General features: G+C 63.3%; 11 protein-coding genes and 1 pseudogene. 5 read left to right on the top strand and 7 right to left on the bottom strand.

Annotation, left to right across the window (positions count from 1 at the left end):
- Positions 1-89: 89 nt before the first annotated feature.
- From FHW79_RS31660 to FHW79_RS31635, 6 genes are all read right to left on the bottom strand, one after another.
- Positions 90-1,862, bottom strand: coding sequence for an ABC-three component system protein (locus tag FHW79_RS31660; RefSeq protein WP_183182595.1), 1,773 nt, complete (start codon positions 1,860-1,862; stop codon positions 90-92).
- Positions 1,859-2,110 (bottom strand): ABC-three component system middle component 6, encoded by a 252-nt coding sequence (locus FHW79_RS31655; RefSeq protein ID WP_183182594.1) that lies wholly within the window; start codon positions 2,108-2,110, stop codon positions 1,859-1,861. Before FHW79_RS31655 ends, FHW79_RS31660 begins: the two co-directional genes overlap by 4 nt.
- Positions 2,107-3,066, bottom strand: a complete 960-nt coding sequence (locus FHW79_RS31650; RefSeq protein WP_183182593.1) for an ABC-three component system protein — start codon at positions 3,064-3,066, stop codon at positions 2,107-2,109. The genes FHW79_RS31655 and FHW79_RS31650 overlap by 4 nt, the downstream gene beginning before the upstream one ends.
- Positions 3,067-3,533: 467 nt before the next feature.
- A complete protein-coding gene (locus tag FHW79_RS31645; protein ID WP_183182592.1) occupies positions 3,534-6,062 on the bottom strand; it encodes a hypothetical protein in 2,529 nt (842 codons plus the stop codon).
- A gap of 3 nt (positions 6,063-6,065) precedes the next feature.
- The gene (locus tag FHW79_RS31640; protein ID WP_183182591.1) at positions 6,066-9,242 is read right to left on the bottom strand and encodes an ATP-binding protein; all 3,177 of its coding nucleotides are present in this window, start codon (positions 9,240-9,242) and stop codon (positions 6,066-6,068) included.
- Positions 9,243-9,611: 369 nt separating this feature from the next.
- On the bottom strand, positions 9,612-9,977 hold the full coding sequence (locus FHW79_RS31635) for a hypothetical protein (RefSeq protein ID WP_183182590.1): 366 nt from the start codon (positions 9,975-9,977) through the stop codon (positions 9,612-9,614).
- Positions 9,978-10,095: 118 nt separating this feature from the next.
- Here FHW79_RS31635 and FHW79_RS31630 point away from each other — a divergent pair, with 118 nt between their 5' ends.
- The 4 genes from FHW79_RS31630 (at position 10,096) to FHW79_RS31615 (ending at position 13,016) form a co-directional block, all read left to right on the top strand.
- Entirely contained in the window at positions 10,096-10,389 is a 294-nt protein-coding gene (locus tag FHW79_RS31630) for a hypothetical protein (RefSeq protein WP_183182589.1), read from the top strand.
- Positions 10,390-10,622: 233 nt separating this feature from the next.
- Positions 10,623-11,390 carry a transposase gene (locus FHW79_RS31625; RefSeq protein ID WP_183182588.1) on the top strand — a complete coding sequence of 256 codons (768 nt, stop codon included), beginning with the start codon at positions 10,623-10,625 and terminating at the stop codon, positions 11,388-11,390.
- A gap of 184 nt (positions 11,391-11,574) precedes the next feature.
- A complete protein-coding gene (aac(3), locus tag FHW79_RS31620) occupies positions 11,575-12,477 on the top strand; it encodes an aminoglycoside 3-N-acetyltransferase (RefSeq protein WP_183182587.1) in 903 nt (300 codons plus the stop codon).
- On the top strand, positions 12,474-13,016 hold the full coding sequence (locus tag FHW79_RS31615) for an AAA family ATPase (RefSeq protein ID WP_183182586.1): 543 nt from the start codon (positions 12,474-12,476) through the stop codon (positions 13,014-13,016). The genes aac(3) and FHW79_RS31615 overlap by 4 nt, the downstream gene beginning before the upstream one ends.
- A 19-nt stretch (positions 13,017-13,035) precedes the next feature.
- On the opposite strand, the pseudogene FHW79_RS33145 reads toward FHW79_RS31615, so the two are convergent.
- Positions 13,036-13,137, bottom strand: a pseudogene (locus tag FHW79_RS33145) (IS5/IS1182 family transposase); the annotation flags it as partial.
- 1,240 nt (positions 13,138-14,377) lie between these two features.
- Between FHW79_RS33145 and FHW79_RS31610 the strand changes: the two are divergent.
- The coding region (locus FHW79_RS31610; RefSeq protein ID WP_183182585.1) for a linear amide C-N hydrolase at positions 14,378-14,838 on the top strand (461 nt) is incomplete at its 3' end.

The raw sequence follows: 14,838 nt of genomic DNA, 5'->3' as shown, positions 1-14,838 counted from the left end.
CCCAGCAGGTCCTCGACCGCGACACCGGACATGGCGACCTCCCAAAGCCTGTTCAACAGACGGAGGGCTGTCCCATCGCAACTGTAATGCTAGTCAAACCGGAGCCCGAACAGGCCGCCGTCCTCGGCGTCCGATAGTGTCGGCTTCAGGACGGCCTGCGCCCGGTCGATCTCGGGATCAAGCGCCAAGCTGTCGAAGATGTCCGAATTCATGCAGACGATGTACTGCCCGGAATGCGCGTCCGCGGCGTCCTTTCCGAGCTTCATCGCCTGCGTGACCTGGCGCTCGTCTACGCCGTCGAACAGGTTACTGTCGTGGATCAGGAAGCCCGGCCCCCGCCCGCGCTTTGTCCAGATTGAGAACAGCGCGTAGTCGAGGCAGAAGATCTCCATGTTCGAGATCCCCGTCCCCCGGTCCCCTTGGATGGAGATGCGGAACTCCGGCCCGTTGTCGGTGGCCTCCACCTCGAACTTCCCGGCCCTGTCGTCGTACAGGCCCTCGATGGCGCCGCCGATCAGGAGCATCGCCTCCTCGATGTGGGACGTCCGCCCCCTCAGGCTCTCGATCAGCCGGAGCTTGATGTTCGCCCGGTCGATGTCGAGCTGGGTGGTGTCCTTCTCCAGTGCCTCCGCCGCCTTGAGGCGCTCGCGCAGGGACGCCGCCTGGGCTTCCGCCTCAGCGAGCAGCCGCTGCAAGTCCACGAAGTCGTCCAGCGCGCCGCCCGAATGGAGTAGGCCGAGGATGCGGGAACGGTCCGACTCGAGCTTGGCGCTACGCTCGGCCCCGGACTGGAGTTCTGCTTCCGTCCGCCCGATCTCCTCCGCCAGGTAGGCCCTCCGGTTCGCGAGCACCGACTGGTGGAACCGCTCGACGTCCTCAAACCGACGGGTGGCTACGCCAGGAAGCTCGACGCCCACCGACGCGTAGAGCCGCCGCAGGTCTCCGGTTGGCGCCGAGTGCTCCTGCTCGATGGCGCCCCGGAGATGGGCGAGCGTCTCCCGCAGGGAGACGGCGCGCCGAGCGATGGCCTGCATCTCGGCCTTGGCGTTCGCCGCCTCGGCGGCCAGCTCCTTGTAGGACTCGACAACCTCGAACCGCTCCAGGCGGCCCCTGAGCCGAGCCGCGTGGTCCTCCGCGACGACCACAAGCGGCCGGAGTTCCGCGGCGGTCCCGATGAGGTGTCCGAGCGCGCCCCCCTTCGACGCCTTCTTCAGCTCGTCCAGAACCCGCTCACGCTCCCGGACCTTCTGGAGGTCGAACGGGGCTCGCCAGTCCAGGCCAAGGAGGTACGAGAGGTTGACCTGCCAGTCCCAACGCCGCTGCTGCTCGGCCTGACGCTCCGGCGAGATGAAGCTGCCCGAGCCGCTCCGCCTAGCGAAGTAGGAGAACATCGGCCGGAAGCCGGGCGTGAAGGACTCGTCGTACGCGGAGCCCTTCAACCGCGCCGGTAGCCCGAACATCGCGTGCCCGAGGAACTCGTTCCAGTCGGCGTTCGAGGCCGACGCCACCCCCGACGCCTTGTCGACCTTCGTCGCCAGTCCCAAGCGGTCGGCGACGCCCTTGTCCAAGATCACCCGGCCGTGGTTGGAGCCGCCCCGCTCGACGGTCACCTCCTGGCCGCCGATGCGGAATGAGCCCCTGAACGAATGCTGGACCAGCGCCGGGTTCCGGAACAGGGAATCCGGGTCGCATTTGGCGCCGAGGAGGAACTGGATGAGCTCCACGAAGCTGCTCTTCCCGGCGCTGTTGCGCGTGCGGCGGTCCTGCGTGTCTTTCGCCTTCGAGGACAGCAGGACGTTGAGCCCGGGGTGGAAATGGAGCGACTTGAACGTCGGCAGGCTGCTCTCGATGGAGACGATCATAGGCCCGGGTCCCCAGTCACGATGACGCCGTCCGCCATGTGGACGGCCCTGACGGCGTACAGAAAGGTCAGCGCCAGGACGAACCAGTCGAACGGGATGGGTTCGTCCTCCTCGCGGACCACACGGGCGGCCCTGAACCGCTCCCAGAGTTCGGAGACCTCGCGCGGCTGCCCCAGTTGGGCGAGGATCTCGCCGCCGACGCCGATGAGCGACCTGCCCACGGGGAGGTGCTTTCCAGGGAGGATCATCGCGTCGGCTCCATGGGCTTGTCCTCGAAGATATCGCAGGCGTCGAACAGGAACGCGAGCACGGCCTGCGCGGCGACGACCCTGTCGTTCGTCACAGACCCGATCCCGACGATGTCGTCGTAGAGGTTGCCCATAATGGAGTCCGGGGCGAGTCCCTGCCGCTTCAGGGCGAGATAGCGGCCGTTGAAGATGGCGGCTACCCTCGCGCCACGCTCCGGGTCGAGATGGCGCCGGAAGTAGTCCCTCACGTGGTGGATGTTCGGCATCGCCGCCACGACCGTGTGGCACCAGTGCTTGGGCAGCCCGTTGAACGTCAGCTTCCCGAACGGGACTGGCTTGAGAGCGCCGCCGTCCAGCGGGGAAACCTCGACGGCCTCGATGACGGCGTCGACCAGTTCCGCGACGATCTCCAGCTTCATGTTGCGGGTGTCCTCGGCGGACACAGCCGGCCCGATCAGGCTGACGATGTCGGCCTCGTTGAGGCTGAAGACGCGCTGCTCAATGCCCTCTCGCCCGATCACGCCGAAGGAATGTGATGGGTTGGCTACCTCCAGATCCCCGAGCTTGAGCACGGTTGCCTCGGTCGGCGTGCCGTCCAGCATGTTGTGAACGAAGTACCAACCCCGCAGGACAGCCTTCAGATGCTTGCACGCCTTCCCGTAGTCGTCGTCCATCTTCTCGACAAGCGCGGCCACGGACGGACACGCGTCGTCCAGCTTGCCGTAGCAGGCGAAGACCTGCCCGAGGGAACGGAGGAAACCATCGCAGCCCTTGTCCCCTCGCTGCCTATAGGGCCGGGTGCGGATAAAGTCGTCACCATGGGCGCGCTCCATCACGTCGGAGAAGAAGTCTTGGAAGGCGACGCCGTTCACACGTCGGAGCTTCAACTCTAACGCGATTTTCCAGACCCACCGCCGCTCGTATGTTAACCATCCGGACATCGCCCAGTACCGCATTCTCAAATCCGCAATCGGTGCGGGGACAGCATTCAACGGGCCCGGATCATAAGATGTCGGCCCACGATTGTGAGCAGATAGTGGTCAGGACAACTCGACCACGTCAAGCAGCAAGAGTTTAGAGCGGGATCATCAACTTTTCCTGCTGGTACTACAGCCCGCCCCGACTGATGGGGCTGATCACCGATCTGGCCCGTTGAGCTTGTTGGTACACCGAGTTCTGCGCAAGCCTTGTGGCAATCGATGTCGTCGCCGCTGGTGCCTCCGGCAATCCCCTCCAGCGATCCGCGAGTCTGCGCCTGCTCTTCAGAGACGGTCTACCATATGGCGGCCTGCGCGGGCGCTTCCCGGTCGGCCAGGAAGCGGGGCGTGGCGGGACCCGCGCTTGTTGATCCGGTGACAGGTGAACATCAGCATGTGCGATTCGGACGAAACGTGCTGTCACCCATGAGCGTAAATTCCGGTCACTATCGCACCCCACCGGCTCGCGTGGGCGGACGCCTCCCGTCTCCGGCACGCCACAGTTCAACCGGACGGCGGAATCGAAACGCGCGCGCCGTTTCGTTCAACTGACGCAGATGTTCCTGGGCTTTGGTACTGGACAGCCCGTACCTGGCGGTCAGGGTCCGCAGGATGTGAGCATACTCGTTACGCAGATTGGTGGCAAAAATTCCTGGATCGTCGGAGCCGACGCAGACAGCCGGACGGGGGGCATCCGCGCCGAACCTGTCCCCGCACAGGCCAAGCCAACGGAACAGGTGGTGATCCGCGAAATCGTCGTAGAAGCTGATCCGCACGTTGCTGGTGGGCAGCGTCTCGATCGCCACGCCTCGGCGGTTCAACTCGTCGATGGTGGCGTGTTGCAACTCGATCAGCACGTCCATGGGGATGTCATCCGTCGCGACCTCGCTCCACCGGCGGCCGGCCTGACGGACGCTCTGGCTGTGATAAAGCAAATACAGCTCGAAGGCAGCTTGGTCGTCGCGGTGGGCGCGGAACGCGCGGCCAGCCCGATCGCGCCAGCCCGCATCCAGGCTCACGCGTGCAACAGCATCCTCCTGCGCATCCCGGGGCAGGCTGGTGTTGGAGCGCACGAACCGGTGGACTCGCTGGGCCGTCACCGGGTCGAGGTCGCGCATGCGCCATGCCCGGTGCAGCAAGGCGGCGGATGGGGCTGCCGCGCCGCCGTAAATCCGCTGGGCCAGCCGGTCGATCCGGCGGGCGAGGTCGTGCACGAGGTCGGGACGGCGGCCGAGCGAAAGAAGGCGCTCGTGCGCGAACACCAAGTCGTCGAGGTGATCGTGCATCGCCATCGTCAGGCGGGGGCCGACGCGGCGGCGCCACAGCTCTGGGTCGATGCCGATGGAGGTCCCATGGCCGATGCGGTCGCCGCGCTCCATCGCGAGAAATGTGACGGCCTCCCACACAGCGCGGATGCCGGACAGAAGGTGCGTGAAATCCTCGCCCACGTGGAAGGTGGCGTGGTTCATGCCGAACTGGCGGAGCGACCGGAAGATGGCCGCGAACACCTCGGGTGGGGCGTGCATCTCGTTGGCGGCGGCGTCGATGCCGGTCACGTAACGGCGCGCCACCGGAGACGCGGCGAGCAGCGTCGAAAAGGCCCGGCAACGCCTTTCCAGATCCCGGCGCAGCCTGTGGTGGCGGCATGGCGCGTTGCCATCGCCCGCCCGTTCGCGGTCCTTGATGAAATGAACCACGAGGCCGAGGTCGAGCCGGCGTGAGCGCGACACATCCTCGGTGCCGGTGATAGTGCGGAAGCGGGCATCGCTGTCCCCGTGGTAGGACGCATACCCGCGCAGGATCTGGCGCAGCAACTCGGCGTTCTCGCCGACGCTGGCCTTGGGCGCGAACCGGCCTTCGAGGTGGTCAAGGTCGCCGGCGTCGCTGCACGCAAGCTGATGGTAGCGGTTGGCGTAGGCGCGCTCGATGTCCCATCGCACGCCGTTCCAGGTGTATTTCTGGAACTGGTCAAAGCCGAACTGGTCCACCTGCTGCACGGACAGACGGCCGACCAAGCCGAGCACCAGAAGGTAGGCGTGGAATGCGCAGGCGGACGCCTCGTCGTCGCTGGCCTCCAGGTGCTCGAAAACGCCCATGTACCAGGCGGCTTCCGTTTGCAGCGGCAGAAGACCGTGAGTGAGGTCGTGGCGCACGTGCGTCAGAGAATGGTGTGCGCTCTCGACCCATTCGGGTCGTCCATCGTGCGACGCGGGCGCCGCGCCGCGTGCCGCGCGCGCTATGGCATCCATCCCGAACGGGCGCCCGCCGAAGGCGGCGTGCGTCAGAAGCCAGCGCAGGCGGCGCGCCACGCGCACCCGACGGTACACGCCGAACGCATCGATCCGCGGCGAGATCTGCTCGTATTGTTCCCGCACGGCGGAGTTGGCGGGGTCGTTCAGGGCACGGTGGAACGCGTGCGGACGTTCCAACGCATGCAGCCACAGCACATCCAGTTCGGTCGAGCCATTGAGGTGCAGATGCGTCTCGTTGAGTCCTTCCCGGTCCACCAGATCGTCGAGCACCGGGTCGCGGACGGTGAGTAGGGCTGAATGGGCGATGCTGGCGGCGATCAGGCGGCGCACCGGTTCCGACCGATCTCCGGCCGCGCGAAATTCGCCGCGGGCCATGCGGTGCATGGCGAAGGCGGTTACCGAAAGTGGCGATAGGAATGGCAGCAGGTGCTGCCATTCTCCCAACCGGTCCGGGTGCACGAAGATGCGCCCGCCGCGGTCGTGCAGGTAGACGTCGGCCAATCCGGCGAACACCGTGGTCAGCAGGGTGCCGTGCGTTCGCGCTTCGCCAATCCGGTGGTCGCGGTAGTTCTTGTAGAAGTGATCGGGACGACCGGTGTCGGTGCGCCGCTCCAGAATGAACAGGCGGCGCTTGACCGTATCGAGATCGGGCGGACGACCGTCGAGGATGTCGTCCAGCGTTTCCCAGTCTTCGAACACCCGCCGGTAGATGAGCCCGGCCATCGGTTATTCGTCCGTGTCGGAAGATGGAGGCGGCTTCGTGGTATTGGTGGAGGCGGGAGGGGGCGGAATAGGGCGAATCGCCCGACGGACGGGAGGCGAAGGCGAAGGCGGAGGCAGAGGCAGAGGCCGCAGCCGCTCCAGTGGGGCGCCGCCCTGAATGTATACGGAATTCAGCGGGTCGAACAGATTGCCAAATTCAACGCTCCGCTGTTCCGGTTGCCTTCGTCCCGAAGCCGTTCCGCGTCGCTTCGGGGTGTATGTCGCCATGACGATGGTCCCGGGAGCCTCGCTGATTGCTTCCGCGTGGACGCGCCATTGCTCCATCTGATGCTTCAGAATTTGGCTTTCATCGAATCCACCATCGGAAATGGCATCGGGTGCAAGGAAGAATCCCCACAGCGGGCAGGAATACACGGTCCAAAACAGCGCCGTGTCCGGAAGGCCGGCGCCGTCGACGGCGGATTGCGCATGCAGCAGATTTCTGTGGAAGACTTGCGAGGAGGTAACCGGATTGTTGAGGGCCAACTCGCTGACGTCGGCGATGTCGCGGCCGGTCCGCATTCCGGCAGCGGCGACCATGGATTCGGCCAACAGGGCATTGAGGAACGCCACAGCATAACGGTGCATGAGAACGCCCAGGTAGCGCGTCTCGAGATGCTGGAGATTGTCTTCCACGTTGGACGCGCTGTAGGCGAAGCGCTTCCAGGCGCGGGCCAGCGTCGTCGGCGCTTCGGGGCATGTTCCCCGTGTCTCGACGGCAAGGCGCCACCGCACCAGCACCTCGACGAGTTGGCGCGCACCGACCCAGTCTTCCGACAGGATCAAGCCGGCATCGTCCAAGGCGGTATCCTCCTCGGAGGCGATGGCTTCGTCATCCGATTCCTTCGGGGTCCGGCTGCGTCCGGTCGGTTCCTGTTCGACCAGTTTTCCAGCTTCCGCGGCCGCAGGAGTGGGATAGGTGCGTTTGAGGAACGTGCGCTGAAGAATCTCCCAGATGCGCGTGCGGAACGTGGATTCGGCCCGCTCAGGCTCCGGTTCCTCAATGGACAGGATCTCTCCGATGATCGCGATGACCGGGTCGATCGAGTAGTACCCGTATTCGGAGCCGGCTTTGTCCTCGACGACGATATAGGGAATGCTCGCCACCAGCCGCGCGCCACCGGTAAGGTTGTTCGACAGCGTGTAGATGGTGTTCAGGGCATAGTGAAGGTAGCGTGACGCTTTGTCGTCCTCACCGGACCGAAGCCTGTGAATGGCGCTCAAGTATTTCTTGATCGGTCCTTTGAGGGTTTCAACGACTGTGCGGATACGGCCTGTTTCGAATAGGGGGAACCGTTCGAAGGCACCTGTGCGAACATAGCACAGGCCGTAGAGGTCGACCAGGGCGCGGTTGTAGTAATCGTCGATGCGTTCCGCAGGCACAGCCGCGAGCCCGCTGTGCAGACGCCGGTCAATGTACTTGATGCCATAGCTGCGCTCCCAGGCAGCGCTCTTGCGGACGGCCTGGAGCGGTGTTTCGCCGGCGTTGAGCCCGGTGAACTCGACATACTCCTTGATCGTCTTTTTGTTTCCGGTGTTCCGGGAAATCCATTCGTGCGAGCGCGCGATCTTGATGAGGTAGTCGATCATGGCGCCTGGCGAGCGCTTGAACTCCTGCACCAGAGCCGCGGAGACCGCCATGATGGCGAGGTTCAGGTTGTCGTCCCGATGTTCCGGCCGCAGGCGGTAGTCGAGCGTCCATCCCTCGCCGCTCGTCAGCCAATCCGCCAGCACCAGCACCAGCCGGAAGGCATCGGTTTCGCGGATGTCGTCCGGCGACAGGCCCCGCGCCAGCAGATGGGTGGCGAAGGTGTTGCGGAAGGCGTCCTGGATGTCGGAGGAAACCTCGCGCTCCCGCACGCCGTTCGCGTCGCGCCTGCTGACGAAGAACGAGCGTGTGCCGTACAGGAGCTGCAGCACGGTGCGCGTCGGCTGGCGCAGGATGACGTCGCGGAACAGGGCGCGTTCGGTGGTGGAGCGCATGGCGAGCGCCTGCACCGCCAGCTGTTCCAGCATCGGCGCAAGGGGTTCTTCCGGTGTGTCCTTCGATGTCTGTACGAAAACCGACGTCTCGTGCTTTGGATCGGCATAGCGGCGCAGGGGCGCGAGGTCGATCCGGTTCTCCGGCTTGAGCACCTTCAACAGGTACTGCCCCTCCAGCTTGTCGACCATCTTGATGATCGATCCCATGCGGGCATTGACGGCGGGCGCGGCGCTGCCGGGCAGGCTGCCGCCGTACTGCGACAGCCACTGTTCATGCTTGAGCAACGGATCGCCGAAATTGTGCCACTGCTGCCCGCGCACCAACATCGAGTACAGGTCCATGTCGCCGGACAAGATCACGATGAGCTGCGGCGTCGTAAGATACTTGCGGATCGTCTCCAGCACCGGCCAGCCGCGGTCGAATTTGGTATCGATGTCGTCGAAGGCGAGGATGAACGCGGACTTGTTGAGAAATTTCAGGCTTTGCCTGATGAACTCGTGAAACAAGGGTTCGAACGAGGTGCCGCTGGCGGCGTGCGCAAGGCCGCGGTCGAGGACGTATTGGGCGTCCTGCCAGTCCTCGCCGTAAATCTTGTCGCCGCCGATGCCGTCGAGCAGGCTGAGCCCTTCGGCCAGATTGCGCAGTGATTCCTCCCAGCGCTCGTAATCGGTCGGCGTGGAGCGGTGATCGCGATAGTCGGTGCAGCGGTCGCGGCTGCGGTCGACCTCCTGCTTGATGCGGCCGAGCAGTGTAACGACGATGTGCTCCTTGGTCTCAATCAACGTCGGATCGATGAGGCCCAAATTCACGATGTCCCCGGTCGCCACACCGATCCGCCGACAGAAGTCCTCGTTCCTCTCGATGGCCGCCAGGACATTCAGGATGAACGTGGTTTTGCCGCTGCCGCGCTGTCCGTGCAGTGAGATCACGTCGTGGCGGCGGTTGGCCACTTGAGGAACGGCCGAGCGGCGGATTCCAAGTTCCCGGTCGCGGCGCTCGTCCTGTCGGATGTTGTCGATGTTGCGCCGAATCAGGGCCACCACTTTGTCCAACGCGTCCTGCTGAATGATCCGCAAGGGGTTGGAAAACTCGTTGGCATCTCGCGGATCGGTGTTCAGATCGATAACGATTCGACGTGACTGATGAGCTTCCGCCATAATTCCCGTTCTCTTTACATGGATCTAGTGCGGATCACGTGATTCCGGTAGAGGATGGGTGGATATCACAACCTTTGCGAATGCTCAACGGAATCGTGAAGCGCGCCGCGGAGGGGTGAGGTATACCGGCTCCGTCCCTGGTAACCTTCTGCACGCTCTTACTCTGGTGAGAAGGCGATGTCTTCGTCGGTCGCTGCGACACGGACGGGGGGAGTCACGCGGAAGGTCTTGTCCGGCAGGTTAAGGCCGGCCTGGATTGTGGCGGAGCGGAAGGGTGCCCCTACAGTCCATTCTTCGCTCGGAGCCAAGCCGGCTTCGAGCGGCGGATAGACCGACCAAGGGAATTTGTTTCGATTAGGACCGTGGGCGTCACACCGGCACCGGCGGCAGCGTCAATTCTCGGTGGGTGCGTGCCCCCGCAACCAACTTTGTTTGCTCGGCAAGGCCGGCTCCGGAAACGGGGTCGGCCTTTCGCGTCCCGGAGCGCAGCGCCAGGATGCCGGCGAGCGCGCCGTGCAGGTCCACCTGCAGCGTACCGTCCTCCGGCGTCAACACCATGACCTCGATCAACGACTGGATCAGTTCCGTCGCCTCGGTCTGCGTGTCGGGTGTGTTGCCCTGGGCTTTGGCACGAGCCAGGCGGAGTTCCTCCTGCCGGGCTTCCCGCCGGACAAGCTCGTCCTTCGCCGACCAGGCCGGAACCCCCTCCGCGATGGCGTCGACCAGCTTGCTCATGCACCGCTCGACCCACGCCAACTCGGTTTGGGTCTGATCCACGGTCGAACCTCGAAAAATCGTAGCGCTGTCGGCGTTCTGGCGATTCCCTTGGCTTGAGGGCGAAGGAGGACGGGATGTGGGCGGACAGCGCCTACCGCTTGACGGCCAACGACGCGGTCATCGCGGCGGCGGGGCGCCGCAGCATGGTGCATGTCCGCAAGCCGAAGGGGCGGCCCGATGCTGGACCCACCCGCATACCAACCGTGCCCGCTCGGCCGTCGAGCATGTGTTCGCCGCCCAGAAGGCGGGCATGGGGCTGTTCATCCGCACCATCGACCTTGGGCGCGCGACGGTGAAGATCGGCATCGCCAATCTCGCCCACAATTTTCGACGTCTGATCTGGCTCGAGGGGCGAATTGCGCCCGTATAGTGCCGAACCCGCCGCATATTTCTGCCTTTTCAGGCAAAATGAACAATTTAACCCTTAAAAGGACGCTGTTTTCCCGCCCGTGCGGCCCTTAACCGGCCAGAACCCGCGCTCCGGGGCGGTTTATCGAATTGCTCAAGCGACTAAGGCCCGGTTTCCAGCACTCCCCGAGGTTGGCTGCGAGCGTGATCAGGTAAGCGCAGGGCGGCTTCCGTGCCTTTGCCATGGGAGCGGATATGCGCGCGCAGACGGTAGAGCTGGTGGCTGACATCATCGACCGGATCGAGAACCGACATCCCGGTCCGGGGCGTCCACCGATGCCGCCGGCAGAGGTGATTCGGACGCTCGGCTTCTTCGTGCGCGAAGGCGTCCAATGGCGCGAGCTGAAGGCCGCGGATGGGCGCGCGTCGGGCTCCACCCTGCGCCGCCGCCTGGACGAGTGGTACACGACGGCGCTGCTGCACCGGGTCCATGCCGTCCTCGTCCGCATGGCGCGCTCCGGCCCCGACGCCGCCGCATGGGATGTCGTGGTGGACAGCTGCTCGGTGCGGGCCAAGCGGGGCGGCGAGCTGACCGGGGCGAACCCGACCGACTGCGGCAAGTCCGGGACCAAGTACCACGTGGTCGCCTCGATCGACGGCCTGCTGCTGGCGGTCGTCCCTTCGCCCGCCAACGTGCATGACAGCAGGCTCTTTCCGGATCCGCTGCGCCGGGCCCAGGTCGTCTGCGCCGCCATCGGCAGACTGTACGCGGACGCAGGTTGCGACAGCGCCGACAACCGCTGGCTCTGCTTACGCGATGGGGTGCAGCCGCACATCCGTAAGGTCGGCGAGCCCCACGGCTCGGGGCTCGGCACGGTCCGATGCGTCGTCGAGCACGGCTGCGCCTGGCTGTTGGCGAACAAACGCCTGGATCGAAGACACGACAGGTTGGGGCGGATCATACTCGCGCTGCTCACCACGGCGGCCATCTCCATCGTCGCAAACCGCCTCAGCGCGTGCTGAGGACCGCCCCTATTCTCGCTGAACTGGATCACAGGTGCATGCCGTGGTCGGGTCCGAGCCGGCGTGCCCTGCTCTGCGTCCTCGCCTTCGCTGCCCCCGCGTCGGGAGTGACTTTGCGCAGTGTTCACCTGTGTGCAAAATGCGCGTGCAGCCTGCACGGCCCTTTCTGGACAAGACCTGGGACATGAAGAGCAAAGCCTCGTTCATCGCTGACCTGCATCGGCTGGGCGTAAAGCCCGGCGACCTGCTGATGGTGCATGCATCGCTGAAAGCAATAGGTCCCGTAGAGGGTGGGGCGACAGGCATCATCGCTGCGCTGCTTGAGGCTGTGGGCCCGACAGGCACCCTGATGGGATATGCCTCGTGGGACCGCTCCTCCTATGACGCAACCCTGAACGGCGCACGCTTGGACGAGGAGGAGCGCCGCACCTGGCCGCCCTTTGATCCGAACACAGCCGGCACCTATCGCGGCTTCGGCCTGCTCAACCAGTTCCTGGCCGATACTCCCGGTGCCCGGCGCAGCGCACATCCCGACGCCTCCATGGTCGCAGTCGGCGCCCACGCGCAAGAACTCACCGAACATCATCCGCTGGATCAGGCTCTGGGGCGCGGCTCGCCCTTGGAGCGTCTCGTCCATCTCGGTGGAAAGGTCCTGTTGCTGGGTGCTCCGCTCGATTCCGTGACCGTCCTGCACTATGCCGAGGCAATCGCGGACATTCCCGGCAAGCGCCGGGTCACCTACGAGCTGCCACTGCGCGGATCGGGGGGGCAGGCCGTTTGGACAAAAGTCGAAGACTACGATTCGAACGGCATTCTCGACTTCTTCGCCACCGGGGATGGACCCGATGCGGTCGAGGCGATGGCCACAGCCTATGTGGCTTCGGATTGCCACCGCGAGGGCCGGGTGGCAGAGGCGCAATGCTATCTGTTCGAGGCCCGGCAGATCGTCGCCTTCGGCGTGAGCTATCTGGAGCAGCGCTTTGGTCACCCACGAGCCGCGCCAGATCCGCAGAGCCCAGAAAGCGTCAGTTCCTCTCGGGGGATCGAGGATGGCGACGCGGGGAGTGACAGCGGAGGCACCACGTGATCATCTGGCTGAACGGGCCTCTTGGGGCGGGAAAGACAACGCTTGCCGGCAGACTCCGCCTGCGGCGGCCCGACCTGCTGGTGTTCAACCCCGAGGAGATCGGGTTTGTCGTGAAGACGACCGTCCCGCCTGCGGCGAGCGGTGATTATCAGGATCTGCCCTTTTGGAGAGCCATGACCGTTGCCGCGCTGGCGGAACTTCGCAGACATTACCGGCAGGACATTGTCGTACCAATGACACTGGTCCGGCCAGACTATCTGGACGAGCTCCTGGGTGGCGCCCGGCACATCGATGATGAGCTGCTCCATGTCTTTCTCGATATCGACGCAGAGCTTCTCCGCGACCGCATCGAGCGGCAGGTGATGCATCCCGATCCCGCCCGGAACAGCGAGATACGGCAATGGCGCCTGGCGCAGATGGAACGTAGTCTGTCGGTACGGGAACGTCTGCCGGATGGCACCTTGGTTCTCGACAGTGGGGCTCACGGCCCTGATGCACTTGCAGCCTTGGTGATCGGCAGAATTGAAAGTCACAGTTAGGGCCAGGATCTACTACTCTTCATAGCCGGAACATGACGGTTGCGACGAGAGCGATGGCGGAGACAAAGATCTCCAGACATCTGTGGTAACGCGTGGCGATGAAACGCTGGTCTTTCAACTGTGCATCGGCTTGCAACACTGGGCCGGTTTCACAGATGGGAAAAGGGGCTTGTCCATCCATGTGCCGACACAGGAACCCTGCCTGTCCCACATCGATGAATTCATCGCCTGATTTCCTCGCCTTCACGTCATTGCGGTATGAGACGTCAAACACTCAACGCTTCGCCCGGAAAATCCATACCCCGTCCCAGGTACAGCGCTCACGTACAACGGACCTGCGGATTGTCGCGCAGGAAGCCCTCCATCAGATCCGAAGCAGACGCTGCATGGAGCAGGACGTACGGGTTCTGGTGACGTCCCTCCGCCGGCTGCGCCACCCGGCTCGGCCTCCAAGCCGACCGGTGGGCGGCGCCGAACGGGGCGGCGCTCAACCCACCGCCCGTAAAGCAGACTCCGGGAGTTATGAAAACCAGCCCTAAAGACGCTGGAGGACGAGAGCGCCCGCCTGAAAATGCCTGCTGGCGCAGGCGATGCTCGACAACGCGGTGTTCAAGGACCTCGCCACAAAAGATGGTGACCGTCGGCGAGCCGCGCGAGGATCAGGCGCTCGACGACCCGCGTCTGCCGGATGATGGTCCGATTGACGCGCCGATGATTGGTTCGATTTGCCCATAACATTGAAGGTAAAAGACCACCGTCAATCCCCTCATTGTGACGATAAGCGCTTATGTTGTGATGGCCAATCATTTTCAGAAATATTTTCAATCCATAGTTTTATCGTTCATACGAAATTTCAGACGTCTCCCTACATCTTGCGAAATGAAAATTTGTAAAGGTGATTCATCCATAAAGAGAATAATGATAGTTCTGGAGGACAGTTGCGTTTTGTTGTGGTTTTCTAGAACCGATAAGATTGTTATCTTGTGGTGAGTTTTGGTCTTTGCAGAAAAAATTTCTTATAATTCCATTTCGCACTCAATCTTGAGAGGATTTTGCGGATCCTATAATGCCTATTAAGTGCCTGTTTCGAAAGTAGTCGCTGATGGGGTAAGGGTCTGACGTAACTGCTGTTGTCAAGGCACACACACCCTAATCAACAGTCCGCGCGAGGTCTCCTATGAAGATGTCTTGGCCCCTGTACCGCCAAGTGTATTGAAGACGGATGCGCGGCTTCAAGTCCTCCATCAGTGCACACAAGTTCTGCAGAGTCCAAGACGAGAATGCCGCTGCGACGGTCAAGCTTGCACGAAAGATGAAGGAAACCCATATTGGTCCTAGATTCGTATAGTGAGGGCTTTGTTATGGCAAACAAAGTTGCCAGAATTGCGGCGTCTGGTCTTATCGCTGCTTTCTTTGTAGCAACAGTAGACGATGGCGCGTCGGCCTGCTCCCGCATCCTATCAAATACGAATGGTCAAGCCAATGTCGTCGCTCGGACCATGGATCTATACCGTTCGGATGCTGCGAAGATGGTCGTCTATCCGCGCGGATTGGAGAGGGTTTCTAATACCAGGGACGGCAAGTCTTTCAACTGGGCATCGAAATTGGGAAGCGTAGCAGTCACTTCGTTTGGAAGCGCGACGAGCGATGGCATGAACGAACAGGGACTTGTGGCGAACCTGCTCTATCTTGGCGACACCAGATACGAGCCGCGTGACGGTCGGCCTGGACTGTCGAATCTGCTATGGGCCCAATACGTGCTCGACAACTTCGCTTCCGTCAAAGAGGCGGTTGAAGGATTGAAGAACGTTCAGATCGTTCC

This window comes from Azospirillum sp. OGB3, from assembly GCF_014192915.1.
Classification (GTDB): Bacteria; Pseudomonadota; Alphaproteobacteria; order Azospirillales; family Azospirillaceae; genus Azospirillum.
The sequence above is the reverse complement of the archived record's forward strand: the minus strand, read 5'-3'. Positions and strand labels throughout refer to the sequence as shown.